At 37.7% G+C, this 21,231-nt stretch carries 20 protein-coding genes; 5 read left to right on the top strand and 15 right to left on the bottom strand.

Translation table 11 applies throughout. The annotated features are described in order from the left end of the window. Positions 1 to 51 precede the first annotated feature (51 nt). Together J8L85_RS06850 and J8L85_RS06845 are read left to right on the top strand one after the other, a co-directional pair. A complete protein-coding gene (locus tag J8L85_RS06850) occupies positions 52 to 963 on the top strand; it encodes a FecR domain-containing protein (RefSeq protein WP_211015800.1) in 912 nt (303 codons plus the stop codon). Further along, on the top strand, positions 944 to 3,472 hold the full coding sequence (locus tag J8L85_RS06845) for a TonB-dependent receptor plug domain-containing protein (RefSeq protein ID WP_211015798.1): 2,529 nt from the start codon (positions 944 to 946) through the stop codon (positions 3,470 to 3,472). Before J8L85_RS06850 ends, J8L85_RS06845 begins: the two co-directional genes overlap by 20 nt. Positions 3,473 to 3,474: 2 nt before the next feature. Here the strand turns inward: J8L85_RS06845 and argS are convergent, their stop codons facing one another. Continuing rightward, positions 3,475 to 5,256 (bottom strand): arginine--tRNA ligase, encoded by a 1,782-nt coding sequence (gene argS / locus J8L85_RS06840; RefSeq protein ID WP_211015796.1) that lies wholly within the window; start codon positions 5,254 to 5,256, stop codon positions 3,475 to 3,477. 116 nt (positions 5,257 to 5,372) lie between these two features. Between argS and J8L85_RS06835 the strand changes: the two genes are divergently transcribed. The 3 genes from J8L85_RS06835 (at position 5,373) to J8L85_RS06825 (ending at position 8,752) form a co-directional block, all read left to right on the top strand. Then, positions 5,373 to 5,798, top strand: a complete 426-nt coding sequence (locus J8L85_RS06835; RefSeq protein ID WP_211015794.1) for a hypothetical protein — start codon at positions 5,373 to 5,375, stop codon at positions 5,796 to 5,798. A gap of 66 nt (positions 5,799 to 5,864) precedes the next feature. Further along, positions 5,865 to 7,325 (top strand): SDR family oxidoreductase, encoded by a 1,461-nt coding sequence (locus tag J8L85_RS06830; protein ID WP_211015792.1) that lies wholly within the window; start codon positions 5,865 to 5,867, stop codon positions 7,323 to 7,325. 53 nt (positions 7,326 to 7,378) lie between these two features. Further along, entirely contained in the window at positions 7,379 to 8,752 is a 1,374-nt protein-coding gene (locus J8L85_RS06825; RefSeq protein ID WP_211015790.1) for an aldehyde dehydrogenase, read from the top strand. 39 nt (positions 8,753 to 8,791) lie between these two features. On the opposite strand, the gene J8L85_RS06820 is transcribed toward J8L85_RS06825, so the two are convergent. From J8L85_RS06820 to secY, 14 genes are all read right to left on the bottom strand, one after another. Next, positions 8,792 to 9,727 (bottom strand): arginine deiminase-related protein, encoded by a 936-nt coding sequence (locus J8L85_RS06820; protein ID WP_211015788.1) that lies wholly within the window; start codon positions 9,725 to 9,727, stop codon positions 8,792 to 8,794. Between the two features lie 6 nt (positions 9,728 to 9,733). After that, on the bottom strand, positions 9,734 to 10,645 hold the full coding sequence (locus J8L85_RS06815) for an arginine deiminase family protein (RefSeq protein ID WP_211015786.1): 912 nt from the start codon (positions 10,643 to 10,645) through the stop codon (positions 9,734 to 9,736). 88 nt (positions 10,646 to 10,733) lie between these two features. Then, complete coding sequence (locus J8L85_RS06810) at positions 10,734 to 12,020, bottom strand: citrate synthase (protein WP_211015784.1); 1,287 nt, start codon at positions 12,018 to 12,020, stop codon at positions 10,734 to 10,736. A gap of 114 nt (positions 12,021 to 12,134) precedes the next feature. Then, the gene (locus J8L85_RS06805; RefSeq protein ID WP_211015781.1) at positions 12,135 to 13,670 is read right to left on the bottom strand and encodes a glycogen/starch synthase; all 1,536 of its coding nucleotides are present in this window, start codon (positions 13,668 to 13,670) and stop codon (positions 12,135 to 12,137) included. A gap of 118 nt (positions 13,671 to 13,788) precedes the next feature. Next, the gene (eno, locus tag J8L85_RS06800; RefSeq protein ID WP_211015779.1) at positions 13,789 to 15,081 is read right to left on the bottom strand and encodes a phosphopyruvate hydratase; all 1,293 of its coding nucleotides are present in this window, start codon (positions 15,079 to 15,081) and stop codon (positions 13,789 to 13,791) included. Between the two features lie 114 nt (positions 15,082 to 15,195). After that, on the bottom strand, positions 15,196 to 16,317 hold the full coding sequence (gene carA / locus J8L85_RS06795; RefSeq protein ID WP_211015777.1) for a glutamine-hydrolyzing carbamoyl-phosphate synthase small subunit: 1,122 nt from the start codon (positions 16,315 to 16,317) through the stop codon (positions 15,196 to 15,198). 95 nt (positions 16,318 to 16,412) lie between these two features. Then, on the bottom strand, positions 16,413 to 16,997 hold the full coding sequence (gene rplQ, locus J8L85_RS06790; protein ID WP_211015775.1) for a 50S ribosomal protein L17: 585 nt from the start codon (positions 16,995 to 16,997) through the stop codon (positions 16,413 to 16,415). Positions 16,998 to 17,056: 59 nt separating this feature from the next. Then, positions 17,057 to 18,049, bottom strand: a complete 993-nt coding sequence (locus J8L85_RS06785; RefSeq protein WP_047246254.1) for a DNA-directed RNA polymerase subunit alpha — start codon at positions 18,047 to 18,049, stop codon at positions 17,057 to 17,059. 18 nt (positions 18,050 to 18,067) lie between these two features. Beyond that, complete coding sequence (gene rpsD, locus J8L85_RS06780) at positions 18,068 to 18,673, bottom strand: 30S ribosomal protein S4 (RefSeq protein ID WP_211015773.1); 606 nt, start codon at positions 18,671 to 18,673, stop codon at positions 18,068 to 18,070. Positions 18,674 to 18,761: 88 nt separating this feature from the next. Beyond that, positions 18,762 to 19,154 carry a 30S ribosomal protein S11 gene (rpsK, locus tag J8L85_RS06775; RefSeq protein WP_047246256.1) on the bottom strand — a complete coding sequence of 131 codons (393 nt, stop codon included), beginning with the start codon at positions 19,152 to 19,154 and terminating at the stop codon, positions 18,762 to 18,764. A 9-nt stretch (positions 19,155 to 19,163) separates the two neighbouring features. Continuing rightward, on the bottom strand, positions 19,164 to 19,538 hold the full coding sequence (gene rpsM / locus J8L85_RS06770; RefSeq protein ID WP_211015771.1) for a 30S ribosomal protein S13: 375 nt from the start codon (positions 19,536 to 19,538) through the stop codon (positions 19,164 to 19,166). A 2-nt stretch (positions 19,539 to 19,540) separates the two neighbouring features. Continuing rightward, a complete protein-coding gene (gene ykgO / locus J8L85_RS06765; RefSeq protein WP_013305171.1) occupies positions 19,541 to 19,657 on the bottom strand; it encodes a type B 50S ribosomal protein L36 in 117 nt (38 codons plus the stop codon). Between the two features lie 9 nt (positions 19,658 to 19,666). After that, positions 19,667 to 19,882 carry a translation initiation factor IF-1 gene (gene infA / locus J8L85_RS06760; RefSeq protein WP_013305172.1) on the bottom strand — a complete coding sequence of 72 codons (216 nt, stop codon included), beginning with the start codon at positions 19,880 to 19,882 and terminating at the stop codon, positions 19,667 to 19,669. A gap of 3 nt (positions 19,883 to 19,885) precedes the next feature. Beyond that, the gene (gene secY, locus J8L85_RS06755; RefSeq protein ID WP_211015768.1) at positions 19,886 to 21,229 is read right to left on the bottom strand and encodes a preprotein translocase subunit SecY; all 1,344 of its coding nucleotides are present in this window, start codon (positions 21,227 to 21,229) and stop codon (positions 19,886 to 19,888) included. Positions 21,230 to 21,231: the final 2 nt, after the last annotated feature.

The following is a 21,231-nucleotide window of genomic DNA, read 5'->3' as shown; positions in this document are numbered from 1 at the left end:
GGTAGGGTTTTATAACTTCTGATTGTTATTTAAAGGTAGAAAGCTAAAATTATGCAAGAAAACTACTTGGCAAAATGGCTTAACGGCGAGCTAACGGAAGCAGAACTGAAGGTTTTTAAGGAATCTGAAGAGTATGCTACCTATAAAAAGATCAGGGACACTTCAGAAAAATTACAGGCCCCTGATTTTAATATGGAAAAAGCTTGGGAAAGCATTGAGAACCATCGTGTGCAAAAAGCCCCAAAAGTAATTACGTTGGCCCCCTTTAAAACATTCTTAAAAATCGCTGCGGTAATAGCGGTATTAATTGCGGGGTCTTATTTTTATCTAAGCACACTTGGCGTAACCGTTATCACCGAACTTGCCGAAAACAAAGAAATTATTTTGCCCGACAACTCTGAAATTATCCTGAACGCAGAATCGGAGCTGTCGTACAATGAAAAAAATTGGGACAAAAAAAGAAATATCACCTTAGATGGCGAGGCCTTTTTTAAAGTGGCCAAAGGAAAAAAATTCACCGTAACCACCGAACAAGGGTCGGTTACCGTTTTAGGAACACAGTTTAATGTAGAAAATCGTGAAGGTTTTTTTGAGGTGAGCTGTTTTGAAGGCCTGGTAAGTGTTACCATGAACGGTCAAGAAACAAAACTTTCCGCCGGATATTCGCTGATAGCCATAAATGGTGCCGTGACCAAATCTGAAGTAACAAAAAACGGACAACCTTCTTGGTTGAACAATGAAAGTTCGTTTAAAAGTATACCTCTTAAATATGTGTTGGCAGAATTTCAACGTCAGCACAATATAACGGTAGACGCAAGCCAAATAGATGACAACCAACTGTTCACGGGAACATTCAGTAATACCGACACCGATTTAGCTTTAAAAAGTATTAGCACCCCCTTGCACATAAAGTATGAACTTAAAGGGAACAAAGTGCTGTTTTATGAAGAAAACGCACCTTAAGACACTGGCCAACCGCATTCTTATACTAGTACTATTACTTATAAAAAGTAATGGCACGGCCCAAGACACTATTAGTTCGAACATTGATATTATAGTTTTTCTACAAGAATTGGAAAACGAGTTCAATGTAAAGTTTTCCTATGCCGATGCCGACCTACAGGAAATAAAGATTATAAAACCAAAAAACTACGACTTACAGGCTGCCTTAGAATATATATTGGAAAAGACCTCGTTACAGATTCAGAAGTTGAACGACCGCTATTATTCGGTCTCTAAAAACAGCGGCATTAGTATTTGTGCCACAATACTGGACAATTATGAAGACAACACCATACCAGGGGCCACGGTTCAAATATTAAATACCGACAAAGCGACCATCACTGATCTTGAAGGTGCCTTTTACCTCGAAAACATTCCTAGAAAGGCCATTGTACAAATTACCCACTTGGGCTTTAAACCATATTTTACAACGGCCGAAAATTTAATCGGCACATCTTCTTGCAAAAGAATTGTATTGGCCCAAAACTACCAAGAACTAGAAGAGGTAATCGTCTATAAATTTTTAGCCGACGGCCTTTTAAAATTACCCGATGGCAGTATTCAAATGAACACCGATGAATTTGGTATTTTACCAGGCCTTACAGAACCCGATATACTACAAACGGTACAATCGTTGCCTGGCATAAAAAGTGTGGACGAAACCGTTTCGGACATTAATATAAGAGGGGGCACCAATGACCAAAACCTAATTCTATGGGACGGTATAAAAATGTATCAATCCGGACATTTCTTTGGTTTGATCTCTGCCTTTAACCCATATCTCACAGACAAAATAACCATCATAAAAAATGGCACCAGTGCCCTTTATGGTGATGGCGTAAGTGGGGCAATGGATATGAGAACAAAAAACACCATAACCAACTCGGTCTATGGTGGAGCCGGGCTAAACCTTATAAGTGGTGACGTATATGGCCAAGTACCTATTAAAGATAATTTGGCTATACAATTTTCTGGAAGACGTTCTCTTACAGATTTTTTGAACACCCCTACATACAATACTTTTTCGGAGAAGGCTTTTCAGGACAGTGATGTAAAATCGGACAATGATTTTTATTTTTATGATTTCTCAGGAAAGCTTCTTTATGATATTGACCCGTACCAGAAACTACGAATTAGCCTAATACACATAAAAAATCATCTAGATTACCTAGAAACAAATTTAAATGATGGTGATTCTAAAAATAGTAGTTTAGACCAGACCAACATTTCTTTTGGCGCTACCTTGGAAAGTGAATGGACAGACAATTTTAAAACCGACCTGAACCTCTATTACACTAGGTACCGTTTAAATGCCCTGAGTATTTCCGATGCCGACAGACAAAGGTTATTACAAAGTAATCTTGTTCTAGAGAAGAGTGCAAAACTTACCACGATCTATATGTTTAACGAAAATCTTAGTTGGACAAACGGTTACCAGGTCACCGAAACGGGAATACAGAATCAGACAGATTTGAACGAGCCCGAATTTATAAGCAATATCAAGGGGGTTATCTACACTCATTCTTTATATTCCGAAGGGGAATACAATTCTTCCAACAAAAGGTTTATGGCAAAAGTTGGGGCCAGATTAAATTATATCGAAAACATAAACACCTTTAAAGAGTTTGTACTGGAACCTAGACTTAACCTAAGTTATGAGTTAGCCCCAAATTTTAAAACAGCGGTGCTCGGAGAATTTAAAAGTCAGTCTACCAACCAGATAATAGATTTGGAACAGAATTTTCTCGGTATTGAAAAACGACGATGGATTTTAGCCGATGGCACTACATTGCCTGTAGTAAAAAGCAAACAAGGTTCTATAGGTTTTAATTATGACAAGAACAATTTTTATGCAGGTATCGAAGGTTTCTATAAAATGGTTACGGGCATCAATGTACGAACCCAAGGATTTCAAAACGAAAACCAATTTAACAATGAGATAGGGGAATATACCGTTAAAGGAATCGAATTCTTGATCAATAAAAAAAACAACGATTACAGCGCTTGGTTAAGTTACACCTACAACTTTAACGATTATACTTTTGAAGGCATTATACCAACCCAATTCCCTAACAACCTAGACATTAGGCACTCCTTGACCATTGCCGGAAACTATAATTTCAACAATTTCAAAATAGGCCTTGGAATAAATTACAGATCAGGAAAACCATACACCGAACCAGATGCCGATGCCCCAGTTGACGACACCTCTTTTCCTTATCAGATCAATTACCAAAGACCGAACAGTAGCCGTTTACCAGAGTATATTAGGGCCGACGCATCAGTGACCTACGATTTTAAAATAAGTCCGAGAATTAAAGCCTCTACGGGCATATCCGTTCTAAACTTTACCAACAGAAAGAATGTTTTGAACACTTATTACAGGCTTAACGAAGCCAATGAAATAGAAACCGTTCAGCGCACATCGCTAGGTGTTACGCCCAATGCCAGTTTTAGGATACAATTTTAGCATTACATTCTTTCTGGAACGTCAATACCCAATAACCTGAATGCAGATTGAATAGTGTTACCTACCTTTTCTGACAACTGCACCCTAAAGTCTTTCTTTTTCACATCTTCTTCACCCAGTATAGAAACTTGTTGATAGAACGAATTAAATTCTTTCACCAAATCATAGGTATAGTTGGCGATCAATGCAGGACTATAGTTCTCTGCCGCAAGCTGAATCGTTTCCGGAAAAAGTTGAATCTGTTTGATCAACTCTTTCTCTTTTATATGAAGTTCAGAAACCTCCACCATGGCAGCCCTTTCAACATTAGTTTCTTTGGCCTTTCTTAGTATAGATTGTATCCTCGCGTATGTATATTGGATAAAAGGACCTGTATTACCTTGAAAATCTACAGACTCCTCTGGATCGAACAGAATTCTTTTTTTAGGATCTACCTTTAAAATAAAGTATTTTAAGGCTCCAAGACCGATCATTTTATAAAGCTCTTTTTTCTCGGCATCGGAGTAATCCTCCAACTTGCCCAACTCTTCAGAAATAGCGGCCGCCGTTTGGGTCATGTCCTCCATTAAATCATCGGCATCCACAACGGTACCTTCCCTACTTTTCATTTTACCACTGGGTAGATCCACCATTCCATAACTAAGATGGTACAACTTATCGGCCCAAGTAAACCCTAATTTTTTTAGAATCAAGAACAGTACCTTAAAGTGGTAATCTTGCTCGTTCCCTACGGTATAGACCATTCCGTTTACATCCGGATAATCTTTGACCCTTTGTATGGCCGTACCAATATCCTGTGTCATATATACAGCGGTACCATCGGACCTTAATACTATTTTTTCATCCAAGCCCTCATCGGTCAGGTCTATCCACACGCTACCATCTTCCTTTTTATAAAAAACACCTTTTTCCAATCCGTCGGCAACCACATCCTTACCTAAAAGATACGTATCGCTCTCATAATAATAGGTATCAAAATCTACTCCTAGATTTTTATAGGTAGTTTCAAAACCTTCATACACCCAACCGTTCATTTTTTTCCATAAAGAAACCACCTCCTCATCACCAGCCTCCCATTTTTGCAACATTTTTTGTGCTTCCAAAAGAATGGGAGCTTCCTTTTCCGCAACCTCTTTTTCAATGCCCTTTGCAACCAATTGGGCAATTTCTTCCTTATAGGCCTTATCAAAAGCTACATAGTAGTTTCCGACCAGCTTATCCCCTTTTAGCCCTGTACTTTCAGGTGTTTCCCCATTTCCAAAACGCTGCCAGGCCAACATACTTTTACAGATATGAATACCACGATCATTGATAATTTGCGTTTTGTATACTTTTTTCCCCGATGCCTTTAATATTTCGGCCACGGAATACCCTAAAAGGTTATTTCTAATATGTCCTAAATGAAGTGGTTTGTTGGTATTGGGCGAAGAATATTCTACCATCACCGCGTCGTCTTGGGCCGTAACCAGACCAAATTTACCATTATCTTTTACCTTATTGAAAAAATCCAGATAAAACGAATCCGAAATTAAAATATTAAGAAATCCTTTTACGACATTAAAACCAGAAACCTCAGAAACCTCTTTTTCCAAATAGGTTCCGATCTGTTCCCCTATCTGAACAGGATTTCCTTTTATATGCCTTAGCATTGGAAAAACCACTACGGTGACATCACCTTCAAAATCTTTTCTGGTCGGTTGAAACTCTACCGTAGGCAGGGTTATACCATAGGTAGCCGATACTGCTTCTTTTACTTTCTCGTCAAGGACTTTCTGAATATTCATCAACATGTAATTAAGGCTGCAAAACTAAGCATTTTTTGCGCTTTTTAAGGCAAACAGATGCGCATTCACCTTTCAATTGATTAACTTTAAAGGAAACTACCCTTATTAAAAACAGTATGCTTTTAAACGTCTCGTACAACAATAGCGAAATCACCAAAAAGATAGATAAGCAGGTTGGCAAACCGTTTACATTAAAACAACGTTTCGAAATGGGGGGTATTGGTTCTCCAAAACTTATAATTACCGATACGAGCATAGAAATCAGGAACTTGCTCATCTTGGACAAAAATAGGAACACCTGTAACATTGAAATGAGACCCAACGGAATTATTGTAAGGTTCCGATCTTTATTGGAAACATATGCATTGGTAGTACCTTATTACAAATTAACCCTTTACAAAGGTGATTCCTCGGTATATTCTATATATAAAGACCATTACTTTATAAAAGTAGCCTCTGATACCAAGGCGGTTCAGAAATTTTTCAAAAAAATACTGGAGTACAGGGCAGACAACTCCCCCACCTCTATCGAAGATCTATAAAATTGACCATCATTATTTTAACCGTTTACAACACTATCTTTTTCATATGTTCAAAATTGCCTTATCATGAAAATTCTCTTAACCGGCGCCAATGGTTATATTGGTATGCGGCTGATACCCCAATTATTGGGTGCAGGCCATGAGGTCATATGTGCGGTAAGGGATGAAAGCAGGTTATCGGTTGATGAGGAAACCAGAAAAAAGATTGAGGTTATCGAAATAGATTTTCTGAACGAGGTAAAGTACAAGTTACTGCCAAAAGATTTGGATGCCGCCTATTTCTTGATCCACTCCATGAGTTCTTCCACAACGGATTTTGATGAAAAGGAAGCGGCCATGGCCGTAAATTTCAATTCGCTTGTAAAAAATACCAATATCGAACAGGTTATTTACCTGAGTGGTATTGCCAATGATGAAACGCTTTCCAAGCACCTAAGTTCAAGAAAAAATGTCGAAGACATTCTTGCTCGGGGCACTTTTAAACTAACCGTACTAAGGGCAGGAATCATTGTTGGGTCCGGCAGTTCTTCATTTGAGATCATAAGAGATCTTTGCGAAAAACTTCCCCTGATGATTACCCCAAAATGGGTGCTGACCAAAACCCAACCTATTGCTATTAGAGACGTTATTGCCTTTCTTATTGGGGTATTGGGCAAAAAAGAAACCTATGATGATTGTTTTGATATTGCAGGTCCCGATGTACTCACCTACAAAGACATGCTACACCAATATGCCCGAGCAAGAGGTTTTAAAAACTGGATTTTTACCGTGCCGATAATGACACCAAAGCTATCTTCGTATTGGTTATATTTTGTTACCTCTACCTCGTACAAACTTGCTCTGAACCTGGTAGACAGTATGAAAATCGAAGTAGTCGCCAAAGACAATAGGTTGTCTAAAATATTAGATATAACACCACACACCTACATGGAAGCCATTGATATGGCTTTTAAAAAAATAGAACAGAACCTTGTCGTCAGTAGTTGGAAAGACAGTATGATAAGCGGACGCTTCAACCAAAATTTAGAAAAATATATTCAGGTCCCCAGATACGGAGTCTTAAAAGACAATCAAACACTATCGATTAAAAACCCAGAACAGGTTTTAGAAAATATATGGAAAATCGGAGGAAACAATGGATGGTACTACGGTAACAATTTATGGAAAATAAGAGGTTTTATGGATAAATTGACGGGTGGCGTCGGGTTAAGAAGAGGAAGAACCCACCCCGATAAATTATATCCTGGCGATTCTTTGGATTTTTGGCGTGTACTACTAGCGGACAAAAAGAAGAAGCGTTTGCTTTTATTCGCAGAAATGAAACTACCGGGCGAAGCATGGTTAGAATTTAAAATAGACGAACATAATGTACTGCACCAAACAGCAACTTTTAGGCCTAGAGGTTTAAAAGGACGTTTGTACTGGTACAGTATTGTTCCTTTTCATTACTTCATTTTTAGGGGTATGATAAAAAATATTGCAACAACCAGCCCTATAAACAAAAAGACAACAAGCAATGCCGTTTAAGTAGATAAAAGAAATAATTAATGTAATTTACCTTACTAAAGTCTTATAAATTTATGATAGAGCCATTGGTAGAAAAACAGCGTAATTTCTTTCTGTCGGGAAAAACAAAGGATGTAAAATTCCGGAAATTCTATTTAAAAAAATTAAGAAAGGCCATTATGGACTTTGAAGATGAGGTCTGCACGGCTTTATACAAAGATTTTAAAAAACCGAAATTCGAGGCCATGGCCTCCGAAACACAATTTGCACTTTCAGAATTAAACCATGCTATAGAAAACATAGAGGAATGGAGCAGCCCAAAAAAAGTTTCCTCCACCTGGGTAAACTTTCCTTCGTCCGACTACATCTATTCCCAACCATATGGCAACACCCTTATAATAGCACCATGGAACTACCCATTTCTCCTTATTATGTCGCCGCTGATAGGAGCCCTCGCCGCTGGTAATACGGCCGTAGTTAAACCATCGGAATTAACCCCGTACACATCTCAGATAATCGAAGATATCATCAAGACGGTCTTTGATGAAGAATATGTAAGCACTGTGCAAGGAGGGGTAGACGTATCACAAAAACTGTTATCGAACAAATGGGATTATATATTCTTTACAGGTAGCACCAAAGTAGGTAAGATCGTATACAAAAGTGCTGCAGAACACCTTACACCCGTTACGTTGGAACTAGGTGGCAAAAACCCATGTATTGTAGACGAATCGGCTTCCACCCAAATAGCGGCCAAACGAATAGCTTGGGGCAAGTTTTTAAACGCCGGACAAACCTGCATAGCACCGGATTATATTTTGGTTCACAAAAGCGTAAAGGAAAAACTCGTAAACGCCTTAAAAAAATCTATTACCGCTTTCTATGGTGAAAACATTGAAAATTCTAAGGATTTTGCTCGAATAACTACCCAAACACATTATGACAACCTCAAAAGTATGTTAAGGGACGAAGAAATTCTTTTCGGAGGAAACTTTAATGACGACACTCTCTTTTTATCTCCCACCTTGGTAAACGAGCCTACAGTGGAAAGCAGCATAATGGAGGGGGAAATTTTTGGTCCAATACTACCCATTATTTCGTATGAAACAGAGCAAGATATTTCGAGATTAATCTCTAACTACGATAAACCCTTGGCCCTCTATATATTCTCGAAAAAGAAAAAATTTCAAGAAAAAATTATTTCACAATATAGTTTTGGAGGTGGAACCGTAAACGATACGGTCATACAGATTACAAATAGTCAACTACCATTTGGAGGTGTAGGTAGTTCTGGCGTAGGCCACTATCAAGGCAAACACTCTTTTGATATCTTTTCGCATAAAAAAGCGATAATAAAAAAAGGATATTGGCCAGAGCTACCTTTACGGTACGCCCCTTACAATATCCCTTTAAAATTCGTAAAAAAACTAAAATATCTGTTCCGTTAATGAACAGTGGCTGTATATTATTAGGCAAATTGCCCGTAATCAGTTGTTCTTTTTTGGCAGAAACACTTCGGCCATCATACAACGGGCACTTCCCCCTCCACAAGTTTCTATGGTATCTAAGGGGCTATGCACAATTTTACAGTACTTTTCTATTTGTTGAATTTGACCTGTATTCAAACTATTATATGCCGCGGAACTCATCACAAGATATGGTTGACCGTCGGAAGCAAGAACCTGTAACATATTACCGGCAAAGGAGTGCATTTGTTTTTCTGTAATTTCAATGATCTCTTTATTATCATTTTTTAAGTGATCAATTACATTTTTCCGTTCCTTTTTATCGTCGATAGTCTCCAAACAAATAACCGAAAAGTCCTCCCCTATCGCCATCATAACGTTTGTATGATATATTGGCAACCTTTTTCCATCGACTGTTTGGTTGGCCGTAAAAATTACCGGCATGCAATCGAAATCTTCACAAAACTCTATGAACAATTCTTCATCTGCCCTTTCTGACAAGGCACAGTATGCCTTGTTATTGACCCTATCCATTATAATACTACCCGTACCTTCAAGAAAAACACCTTCCTCTTCAGCTGCAGTATAATCCATTATGTTATTTATTAGAAAGCCATGATTTTCAATAGTTTCTAAAATATCCTCTCTTCGTTCGTTTCTTCTGTTTTCGGCAAACATAGGATATACTCCTACTGTACCATTTTTATGAAAAGAAATCCAATTATTGGGAAATATACTATCTGGAGTATCCGGTTCTAAAGTATCGTCAACAACAATAACATTTAATCCAACTCCGCGTAATTTATCTACAAATGCATCAAATTCTTCTTGTGCTTTTTCATTTATGGTCTTGTTCTTTTCTTTCAAGTCTTCCATAAAATAATTATTGACCGCAGTTTGTTCGTTCATACGAAAATTCACTGGTCGAATCATCAATATAGTATTGGTAATCTGCATAATAAACTAGTCTCTAATTAAAGGTAATGTGCTACATCTTAAAAGGCCTTCTTGTTTCGAAATCTCGGCATACGGAATTTCCTCTACAACAAACCCTTGATCTCTAAGCCAATTGTTCAATCTTTCAAAATTGCGTTCCGAAACAACAACACTTGGTGAAATAGAAAAAACATTACTGAACATTCTGTACATTTCATCAGACGTTATTTCGAAAATATTTTCCTTTCCAAAAAAATCTACCAACCATAAATACTCCTCTTCGACCAAAAAGCCATTTTTATGAAGTATGGCCTTACCTTTTCCCAAAGGTTGAAAACAACAATCTAAGTGCAGTGCATTTTCTTTGGCATTTTTACTTTTTCTAAGTTCAAATGATTTTACTTTCTTATGGGGAAATTGTCTTTTTAAATATTCGACGGCATACTTATTGGTACGTGCAGTGATTTGATCGGCATAATCTTCACCTGTATAAGTACCCACAAAAATATAATCGTTCCAAGGCATTACATCGCCCCCTTCTACATGTACCTCTTCTGGTGGGTGCAAAATATTTTTTTCTTCAATTTTATCAAGTACATGTAAAATCGCCTCCACTTCTCTTTCCCTATCGGGTAAAATATTGGCCACGATCAATTTATCTTCTATTACAAAAGCAATATCCCGAGAAAATATTTGATTGCAATCCTCTAAAACTTCGGGTCTAAAAACATTGACCCCATATTTTTCAAAAACGGCGGCGAATGCCTCCATTTCTTTCACCATATCTTTCTCTGTTGGATATGTCCCTGCAAGAATATGTTCCAAAGATTTTGGATCATATGCTTCCTCAGGCTTTGGAACCGGACCACAGCTTTTGGCAGTACCCAACACCACAGCTTTTAATGGCGAGATTTCATCATTTATATTAAGCTTAAGCATACGATATTTTTTTGCGCTAAGGTACTATTAAAAAACGCCCTCTTAAAAATTTAAGAGGGCGTTTTATTTGCTCTAACATTAGTCTTAATTATCTAGATTTCAAATCTACAAAAGGTCTTAATTTCTCCCCTATATAAACCTGTCTTGGTCTACCTATAGGTTCGCCCCTTAATCTCATTTCTCTCCATTGGGCGATCCATCCGGGCAACCTTCCAAGAGCGAACATCACCGTAAACATTTCGGTAGGTATACCTAATGCACGATATATAATTCCAGAATAAAAATCGACGTTCGGGTATAATTTTCTATCTACAAAATATTTATCTTCCAATGCTTCTTTCTCCAAGCCTTTGGCTATATCTAAAATTGGATCATCGATACCTAGGTCACTAAGTACCTCGTCCGCTGCTTTTTTAATGATCTTGGCTCGAGGATCGAAGTTTTTATAAACCCTATGGCCAAAGCCCATAAGCCTAAACGGATCATTTTTGTCTTTAGCCTTCGCCATATATTTTTTTGTATCGCCGCCGTCGGCCTCAATAGCTTCCAACATCTCTAAAACCGCTTGGTTGGCACCACCATGCAATGGTCCCCACAAAGCAGAAATACCTGCTGATAACGAAGCGAACAGCCCAGCATGTGAAGAACCGACTATTCTTACCGTAGAAGTAGAACAATTCTGCTCATGGTCACCATGAAGAATCAACAACTTGTCCAAAGCATCTATAACAACTTTGTTTCTTTTATATTCTTGATTGGGACGCTTGAACATCATTTTGTGGATATTCTCAACATATCCCAAAGTATCATCCCCATAGTCTAACGGCAATCCTTTTTTCTTACGTAAGGTCCACGCTACCAATACCGGAAATTTAGCCAATATTCGTACAATGGCATGATACATATCTTTCTCTGAACTAATATCTACGGTCGATGGGTTAAAAGCGATCAAAGCACTTGTCAACGAAGACAAAACCCCCATTGGGTGCGCAGATTTAGGAAACCCGTCCAAAATCTTTTTCATTTCCTCATCTACATGAGATTCGTCCGTAATATCTTTATGAAATTTGGCCAGTTCTTCTTCATTGGGCAATTCACCGAATATTAGCAAATAGGCAACTTCTAAAAAGTCGGCCTTCTCCGCCAATTCCTCTATAGAATACCCTCTATATCTTAATATTCCTTTTTCACCATCCAAAAAAGTAACGGCACTTTCACATGAACCAGTATTCTTATAACCGGGATCTATGGTGATCATACCCCCTGTAGAGGAGCGTAATGTTTTAATATCAATTGCGAGTTCGTCCTCAGTTCCTTTTATTACTGGAAACTCATACTTTTGACCGTTATATTCTAAAGTAGCTTTATCTGACATTTTAAAATTTTACTTATTATTCTATTGTTGTAAAGTTAATAAAATAGGGGTGTTTTAACAATTTAACTCTTCTGTTTGGGCAAAAATTAACAATAAGGATATTGACCGGAAAGACTATAACAAATAAAGATCTTTATAGTACTCATCTACAGAGTTTTCCCATGTAAAACGCATCTTTTTTGCATTGGCCTGTATACGCTTCCACTTAGGCTTGTCTTTGTCCCAAATAGTTAAAGCTTCATCAAAGACCTTAAGCATATTCTGTATTTTACCTTCATAGGTGTCGCCACCGAAAGCAAAGCCGGTTTTCATATGTGCAACCGTATCTTTTAAACCTCCTGTATGATGCACCAAACAGGGGTTTCCATTTCTCATGGCCAACATTTGACTTATACCGCATGGCTCGAACAAACTGGGCATAAAATATAGATCTGTCTCTAGGTATATAGAGTCTATCAAATCTTCGGATTGGCCATTGGTAAAGACAAAGTTATCATGCTTGTAACTCATTTCTCGGAACATTTCCTCATAATCAGGATTTCCGGTACCCAAGAGCATAAAAATACCCTCTACTTTTTTTAGGCGTTCAAGAATTGCCTCGAAGGCCTCTGGGGATTGTTTTAAGAAATAGAACTTTTGCTCGGTCAGCCTGGCCACACTAGAAACTATAAACTTAGGTCTATTACCTACATACTTCATTATTTTTTCTCCTGTGTGGGCCAAGAAATCCGCTTTATACTTTTTCGATTCGTCTTGAAGCCACCTAAACAGGGCCTTCACTATATTTCTATATAAAAACCCCTTTTCAGCTGTTCTTATATTGTTATAATTGGATGCGTTCAGAATACCGAACAGCCTACCTTCATTATCGGCTTGCTGCAAGTCTTTTTCCAAACCTTCCCCTCCAATAAATTCCGGAGGCCTGCTTGGAAGCATTACATCTTCTTTATACGAAGGTGAAACCGTATGAACGGCATCTGCCAACCTTATTCCTACGGCCATCAAATTAATACAGTCTTGATATCTCGGATCCTTTAACGCCTCATGATCCAAAGGTATATCGTTAAACCAATTATGTACCGAGGCATAGTTATCATAAAAAGGCCGTATACCTTGAATTGCCAAGTTATGGATACTATACACATATCTCATCTTTTTCAAATCCTTATACGCAGGATGATATGTTTTTAAAAAAAGAACTGCACTTGAGTGCCAATCGTGCATGTGTACGATATCCAAATCACCAAAAGCTCCAATTTTTATTGCCTCTGCCACAGCTGTAGAAAAAATCATGAACTTAATAAAATCATTAAAGAAAGGTTCTGTTGGATCGTCATGATAAATATGGGCGATACCACCTTCTGTAATCTCTGGATGATGAATCACGTAATGGGTAATATTCTTGATTATTTTTTTGGGAAGCACCTCATATAATTCAGCTTTGTAATCCACCCCCCTTAGACTGAACTCCAGATCAGTTTTAAAAATCGCATTTTTATGCAATCTAGAATACGCAGGTACTACCACATGGGCCTTATCTCCTCTTTTTGCGATTTCTCGGGGAACATCTCTTACCACATCACCCATACCACCCGCTTTGCAATTGGGAATTGCATCGTTCTCTGCGGAAACAAAAAGAAAATTATTCATATGGAGTCTACATTTTTTTAATAATTCATAATTATTTAAAAGGTAGGCAAAGTTTTAGATTAGACCAAAAAAAAAGGCTTTCCAATGAAAGCCTTTTTCTAATTTTTATCGATTGGCATTACTTAACCTTAAATGCCTTTTCTTGTGGATAATATGCCATACCTCCCAGTTCTTCCTCGATACGAAGTAATTGATTGTACTTCGCCATACGGTCAGATCTTGATGCAGAACCGGTTTTTATTTGTCCTGTATTCAAGGCAACCGCCAAATCGGCAATAGTATTATCTTCGGTCTCTCCCGATCTGTGTGACATAACAGAAGTATATCCGGCATTTTTAGCCATATTCACAGCTGCTATTGTTTCTGTAAGCGTTCCTATTTGGTTTACTTTTATCAAAATAGAATTGGCTATACCTTTTTCTATTCCAGTAGAAAGTCTTTCTACGTTTGTTACGAACAAATCATCACCTACCAATTGCACCTTATCTCCAATTTTTTCGGTTAAGGCTTTCCAACCGTCCCAGTCATTTTCATCCATACCGTCCTCAATGGAAATTATTGGATATTTAGCGGCAAGATCCGCCAAATACTGCGCTTGCTCTTCAGAAGTTCTAACCACTCCTTTATCGCCCTCAAATTTGGTATAATCATATTTACCGTCCACATAAAATTCCGCAGAAGCACAATCTAAAGCGATCATCACATCATCTCCCAATTTATAACCTGCTTTTTCTACCGCTTTAGCAATAGTATCCAAGGCATCTTCGGTACCTCCGGCAAGATTAGGCGCAAAACCACCCTCGTCTCCTACTGCAGTACTTAAACCCCTATCGTGTAACACTTTCTTTAAGTTGTGGAAAATTTCAGTTCCCATTTGCATGGCATGAGAAAAATTCTTGGCCTTAACGGGCATTACCATAAATTCTTGAAATGCAATAGGAGCATCTGAATGTGAACCTCCATTTATGATATTCATCATTGGAACCGGTAAGGTATTTGCACTTACGCCTCCAATATATCTATAAAGAGAAAGACCCAACTCGTTGGCAGCGGCCTTGGCAGCAGCAAGAGAAACACCAAGAATAGCGTTGGCCCCTAATTTTGATTTGTTGGGAGTACCATCTAAATCGATCATGGTTTGATCTAAAAGATTTTGTTCAAAAACGGACATACCCAAAATCTCCTCTGCAATAATGGTATTTACATTCTCGACAGCTTTCATAACACCTTTTCCCATAAAACTGTTTCCCCCGTCTCGTAATTCCACTGCCTCATGTTCTCCTGTAGAAGCTCCTGATGGCACAGCGGCCCTTCCCAAAACACCATTTTCGGTAATTACATCTACCTCTACCGTAGGGTTTCCTCTAGAATCTAAAATCTGTCTCGCATGAACACTTAATATGATACTCATCTGTTATTCTCTTAATTAAATTGTTTATAAAAATGATTTGTAAAGATACAAACCTTGTTTTCATAGTGAACATTTACACCTTTTAAATGCAAATAATATAATGATAATTTAAACTTAGGCCGATTGTTTTGAATTTTTCTCAATTAATTTAAAAAAATCGTCAAAAAGATAATCGGCATCATGAGGGCCCGGACTTGCTTCTGGGTGATACTGAACAGAAAACACATCCTTGTTTTTCATTCTAATACCGGCAACGGTCTGATCATTCAAATGAACATGTGTTATCTCTAAATTATCATTTGATTCCGTTTCTTCCCTATTGATGGCAAAACCATGGTTTTGGGAAGTTATTTCTCCTTTACCCGTCTTCAAATTCAAAATGGGGTGGTTAATACCTCTATGGCCATTGTGCATTTTATAGGTAGACACACCATTTGCCAAAGCAATTACCTGATGCCCTAAACAAATTCCAAAAAGCGGTTTATCTGATTTTATAATTTCCTTGGCAACGTTAATTGCATCTTCCAATGGTTCGGGGTCACCAGGGCCGTTAGAGATAAAATAGGCATCAGGATTCCAGTCGGCCATATCTGAGAACTTGGCATTGTACGGATACACTTTTATATAAGCACCCCGTTTTGCCAAATTTCTAAGAATATTCTTTTTGATTCCTATATCCAATGCGGCAATTTTAAAAGGAGCGTCCTGTTCCCCATAAAAATATGGTTCTTGGGTAGACACCTTAGATGCCAATTCCAAGCCTTCCATACTTGGCACTTTTGCCAACTGCGCTTTTAAGGCCTCCATATTATCAACGTCGGTAGATATAACCGCGTTCATCGCACCATTATCTCTAATATAATTAACCAATGCCCTTGTATCTACATCAGAAATAGCAAAGAGATTGTGTTTGTTCAAAAATTCTTCTAAACTAGCATCTGCTATAGACCGAGAGTATTCATAACTAAAGTTTCTACAAATTAACCCAGATATTTTAATGGAGTCAGATTCTATCTCTTCCTCGTTTGTACCATAGTTTCCTATATGGGCGTTTGTAGTAACCATTAATTGGCCAAAATAAGAAGGGTCTGTAAAAATCTCCTGATACCCTGTCATTCCAGTATTAAAACAAACTTCTCCGAAGGCAGTCCCCTCTTTATCACCTACAGATTTACCATAAAAAATAGTACCATCGGCCAGTAATATAAACGCTTTCTTTTTAGATTGATATTTCATTCTACCTCTTTACTTGTTACAGTTAACAAAAAAACATAAAAAAAGGATAAGCTTTTAGGCTTATCCTTTCATAATTATCAATATTTATTGACATGTTATTCTTTTGAATCATCCTCTTTGGCCTTGTTCTCGGTTTGAGATTCAGATTCAGTTTCAGTCTTGGCCTCTGGTGCAGCTTCTACTTTTGGCTCTTCTACTTTAGTTTCTTCAACTACAGCTTCTGCTTTATCGGTAGCACTACTTCCTCCCCTACGACTTCTTCTTGTAGATTTCTTCTTAGGTTTACCAGCATTGTACAACTCATTGAAATCAACCAATTCGATCATGGCCATATCGGCATTATCTCCCAATCGATTTCCTAATTTGATAATTCTAGTGTAACCACCAGGTCTATCGGCAACCTTTTCAGATACCACGCTGAACAATTCTGTTACAGCATATTTATCTCTAAGGTATTTAAACACTATTCTTCTGTTGTGTGTTCCCTTATCGGCAGTCAAATTATTCTCTGCTTTAGATCTTGTGATCAAAGGTTCAACAAATTGCTTTAACGCTTTGGCTTTAGCAACAGTAGTGTTTATTCTTTTATGCTCTATTAAGGAACAAGCCATATTTGCCAACATAGCTTTTCTATGCGCAGCTTTTCTTCCTAAATGATTAACTTTTTTACCGTGTCTCATGTTTTTATATTATCATCTTGCTACCAGACCCGTTGGAACGAGGAGCAAAATATGATTAATTAATCTTTATCTAATTTATATTTTGACAAATCCATTCCAAAGCTCAAACCTTTGTTGATTACCAACTCCTCAAGCTCGGTCAATGATTTTTTACCGAAGTTTCTAAACTTCATCAAATCATTTTTGTTAAATGAAACCAAGTCGCCCAAGGTATCCACTTCAGCCGCTTTTAAACAGTTCAATGCCCTTACTGACAAGTCCATATCCACCAATTTGGTTTTTAGCAACTGTCTCATATGCAAAGACTCTTCGTCGTAAGTCTCTGTTTGAGCAATTTCGTCCGCCTCAAGCGTAATACGCTCGTCAGAGAACAACATAAAGTGATGAATCAACACTTTGGCCGCTTCGGTCAAAGCATCTTTAGGATGTATGGAACCATCGGATACAATCTCAAAAACCAATTTTTCATAATCGGTCTTTTGTTCTACACGAAAGTTCTCTATGCTATATTTTACATTTTTAATTGGTGTAAAAATAGAATCTACGGCAATGGTACCGATAGGTGCTCCAGATTTTTTATTTTCTTCGGCAGGAACATAACCTCTTCCCTTATCAATGGTGATTTCCATATTGATGCTCACTTTGGCATCCATATTACATATTACCAAATCTGGATTCAACACTTGATATCCAGAAATGAATTTTTGAAAATCGCCGGCAGTCAATTGTTCTTTTCCACTAACGGAGATAGAAACAACTTCCGCTTCTGAATCCTCTATCTGCTTTTTAAAACGAACTTGTTTTAAATTCAGGATAATTTCGGTTACATCTTCAACAACACCAGGAATTACTGAGAACTCATGTTCTACCTTGTCTATCCTTACGGACGTAATGGCATAGCCTTCCAATGAAGAAAGCAATACCCTTCTTAATGCATTCCCAACAGTCAATCCATAACCAGGTTCCAAAGGACGAAATTCGAACTTTCCTTCGAAATCTGAGGAATCGATCATTATTACTTTATCGGGTTTCTGAAAATTAAATAATGCCATAATAGGATCAGTGTTGTTTTATTTTGAGTATAACTCGACTATTAATTGTTCTTTGATATTTTCTGGAATCTGCATTCTTTCAGGTACAGAAACAAAAGTACCTTCTTTTTTATCGTTATTCCAGGTCATCCATTCATATACAGCACTATTGGCAGCAAGAGAATCCTGTATGCTCTGTAAAGACTTCGATTTTTCCCTTACACCTACAACATCACCTGGTTTTAAAGAATAAGATGGAATATTCACCAATTCTCCGTTTACGGTTATGTGTCTATGTGAAACCAATTGTCTGGCACCGCTTCTAGTTGGAGCTATCCCCATTCTAAAAACAACATTATCTAAACGACATTCACATAATTGCAAAAGAATCTCACCGGTAACACCTTCTTTCCTTTTGGCAGTAGCAAATAAGTTTCTGAATTGTTTTTCTAGGATACCGTAAGTATACTTTGCTTTTTGTTTTTCCATTAGCTGAACAGAATACTCGGATTTTTTTCCTCTTCTTCTGTTGTTACCATGCTGTCCTGGAGGGTAATTTTTCTTTTCAAAAGACTTATCGTCTCCGAATATCGCTTCTCCAAATTTACGTGCGATCTTTGATTTTGGTCCTGTATATCTTGCCATTTTCTTAAATTATGAAAGTGAGATTATGAATTAAGGCTTATCCTTCGATAATCGTAATTACACCTTCGATGAAATATATTAATATTGATTAAACTCTTCTTCTTTTTGGAGGTCTACAACCGTTATGTGGCATCGGAGTAACATCTATGATCTCTGTTACTTCAATTCCTGAGTTATGAATAGAACGGATGGCAGATTCTCTACCATTTCCTGGTCCTTTTACATAAACCTTTACTTTTCTCAAACCTGCTTCGTGAGCTACTTTAGAACAATCCTCGGCAGCAACTTGAGCAGCGTACGGAGTATTCTTTTTAGAACCCCTAAATCCTAATTTACCAGCAGATGACCATGATATCACATCACCTTTCTTATTGGTCAATGAAATGATTATGTTATTAAAGGATGCAGTTACGTGCGCTTCTCCAACAGAATCAACTATAACTTTACGTTTCTTGGTTACCTTAGTATTTGCCTTTGCCATACCTATATATTATTTAGTAGCTTTCTTCTTGTTAGCAACTGTTTTTCTCTTTCCTTTTCTAGTTCTAGAGTTGTTCTTTGTACGTTGACCTCTTAATGGCAAACCAGATCTGTGGCGTATACCCCTGTAACATCCAATATCCATTAATCGCTTAATGTTCAACTGAGTTTCAGAACGTAACTCACCTTCAATAGTGTAGAAAGAAACTGCTTCCCTGATACGACCTATTTCATCATCGTTCCAATCAGAAACTTTTGTATCCTCACTAACTTGGGCTTTTTCTAAAATTTCCTTGGCCCTACTTCTTCCTATTCCGAAAATATAGGTCAAGGCTATTACGCCCCTCTTCTGTTTTGGTATATCTATACCCGCGATTCTTGCCATAATTACCCTTGTCTTTGTTTAAATCTAGGATTCTTTTTGTTGATTACGTACAATCTGCCCTTTCTGCGAACAATCTTGCAGTCGGCACTTCTCTTTTTTACTGATGCTCTTACTTTCATCTTGCTGTCTTAGTATCTATAAGTAATTCTTGCTTTGGTAAGGTCATAGGGACTCATCTCTAATTTAACCTTATCACCAGGCAATAGTTTAATATAATGCATGCGCATTTTACCTGAAATATGCGCAGTAACTACATGTCCATTCTCTAACTCTACACGAAACATTGCATTTGACAATGCCTCTATAATGGATCCATCTTGTTCTATCGCTGCTTGCTTAGCCATAAATTATGCTACTTTTCTATTTTTTCCGGTTTTCATCAAACCATCATAATGCCTATTCAATAAATATGAATTCACCTGTTGTACCGTATCTATTGCCACACCAACCATAATCAATAGTGATGTTCCTCCATAAAACAATGCCCATCCTTGTTGAACATCCAACAGTTTTACTACTATAGCCGGTAAAACGGCCAGCAAAGCTAAGAATATTGAACCGGGTAACGTAATTAATGACATAATTTTATCTAAAAAATCTCCAGTTTCTTTTCCTGGCCTAATACCTGGTATAAAACCGCCACTTCGTTTTAGGTCATCTGCCATCTTATTGGTAGGCACTGTTATTGCAGTATAGAAATAGGTGAAGACGATTATCAAAAAGGCGAACAAAAGATTGTATGCCCATCCGAATATATCACTAAACTGAACTTGCATCCATTGCCCGAATGAGGTATCATCGAAAGCCCCACCGATCATACCGGGAACAAACATGATTGCTTGCGCAAATATAATAGGCATAACACCCGATGCATTCAACTTCAATGGAATGTATTGCCTAGACCCCATGATGTTTTTCTCATAACCACCAGAAGCAGTTCTTCTTGCATACTGTACAGGTATTTGACGTGTTGCCATCACCAAAAGTACACTCGCTAAAATAACAAGGAACCAAACGATTATCTCTATCAAGATAAACATAAGTCCTCCGTTATTATTCGTTGTCCTAGAAACAAATTCCTGAACAAAAGATTGAGGCATAGTTGCGATGATACCGATCATGATCAACAAAGAGATACCGTTACCAATACCTTTATCCGTAATTTTCTCACCCAACCACATTGCAAATACACATCCGGAAACCAAAATAATAACCGCCGGTATCATGAAATCCAATCCTTTTCCTAGAACGAATGCGCTATCTGGAACTCCAAATGCACCCAAACCATATAGATAGGCTGGTGCTTGTACGATACAGATACCAATGGTCAACCATCTTGTTATCTGATTAATGGTCTTACGGCCACTTTCTCCCTCTTTCTGTAATTTCTGTAGGTAAGGTATTGCAATACCCATTAATTGAACCACAATAGAAGCTGAGATATAAGGCATAATACCTAATGCAAAAATAGATGCATTGGCAAACGCTCCACCTGTAAATGCGTTCAATAAACCAAATATACCTTGATCGGTACCATCGGCCAAGCCTCCTAATTGTGTCGAATCTATACCTGGAAGAACGATTTGGCAACCAAATCTATAAACCAATAGAAGACCCAGAGTAATAAGTATTCTATTTCTCAGTTCTTCTATCTTCCAAATATTGGATATTGTATCAATAAAATTCTTCATGT

Source organism: Maribacter sp. MMG018, assembly GCF_018100785.1.
Classification (GTDB): Bacteria; Bacteroidota; Bacteroidia; order Flavobacteriales; family Flavobacteriaceae; genus Maribacter.
Note: the sequence above shows the minus strand (reverse complement) of the source record. Positions and strands in the feature narration are given on the sequence as shown.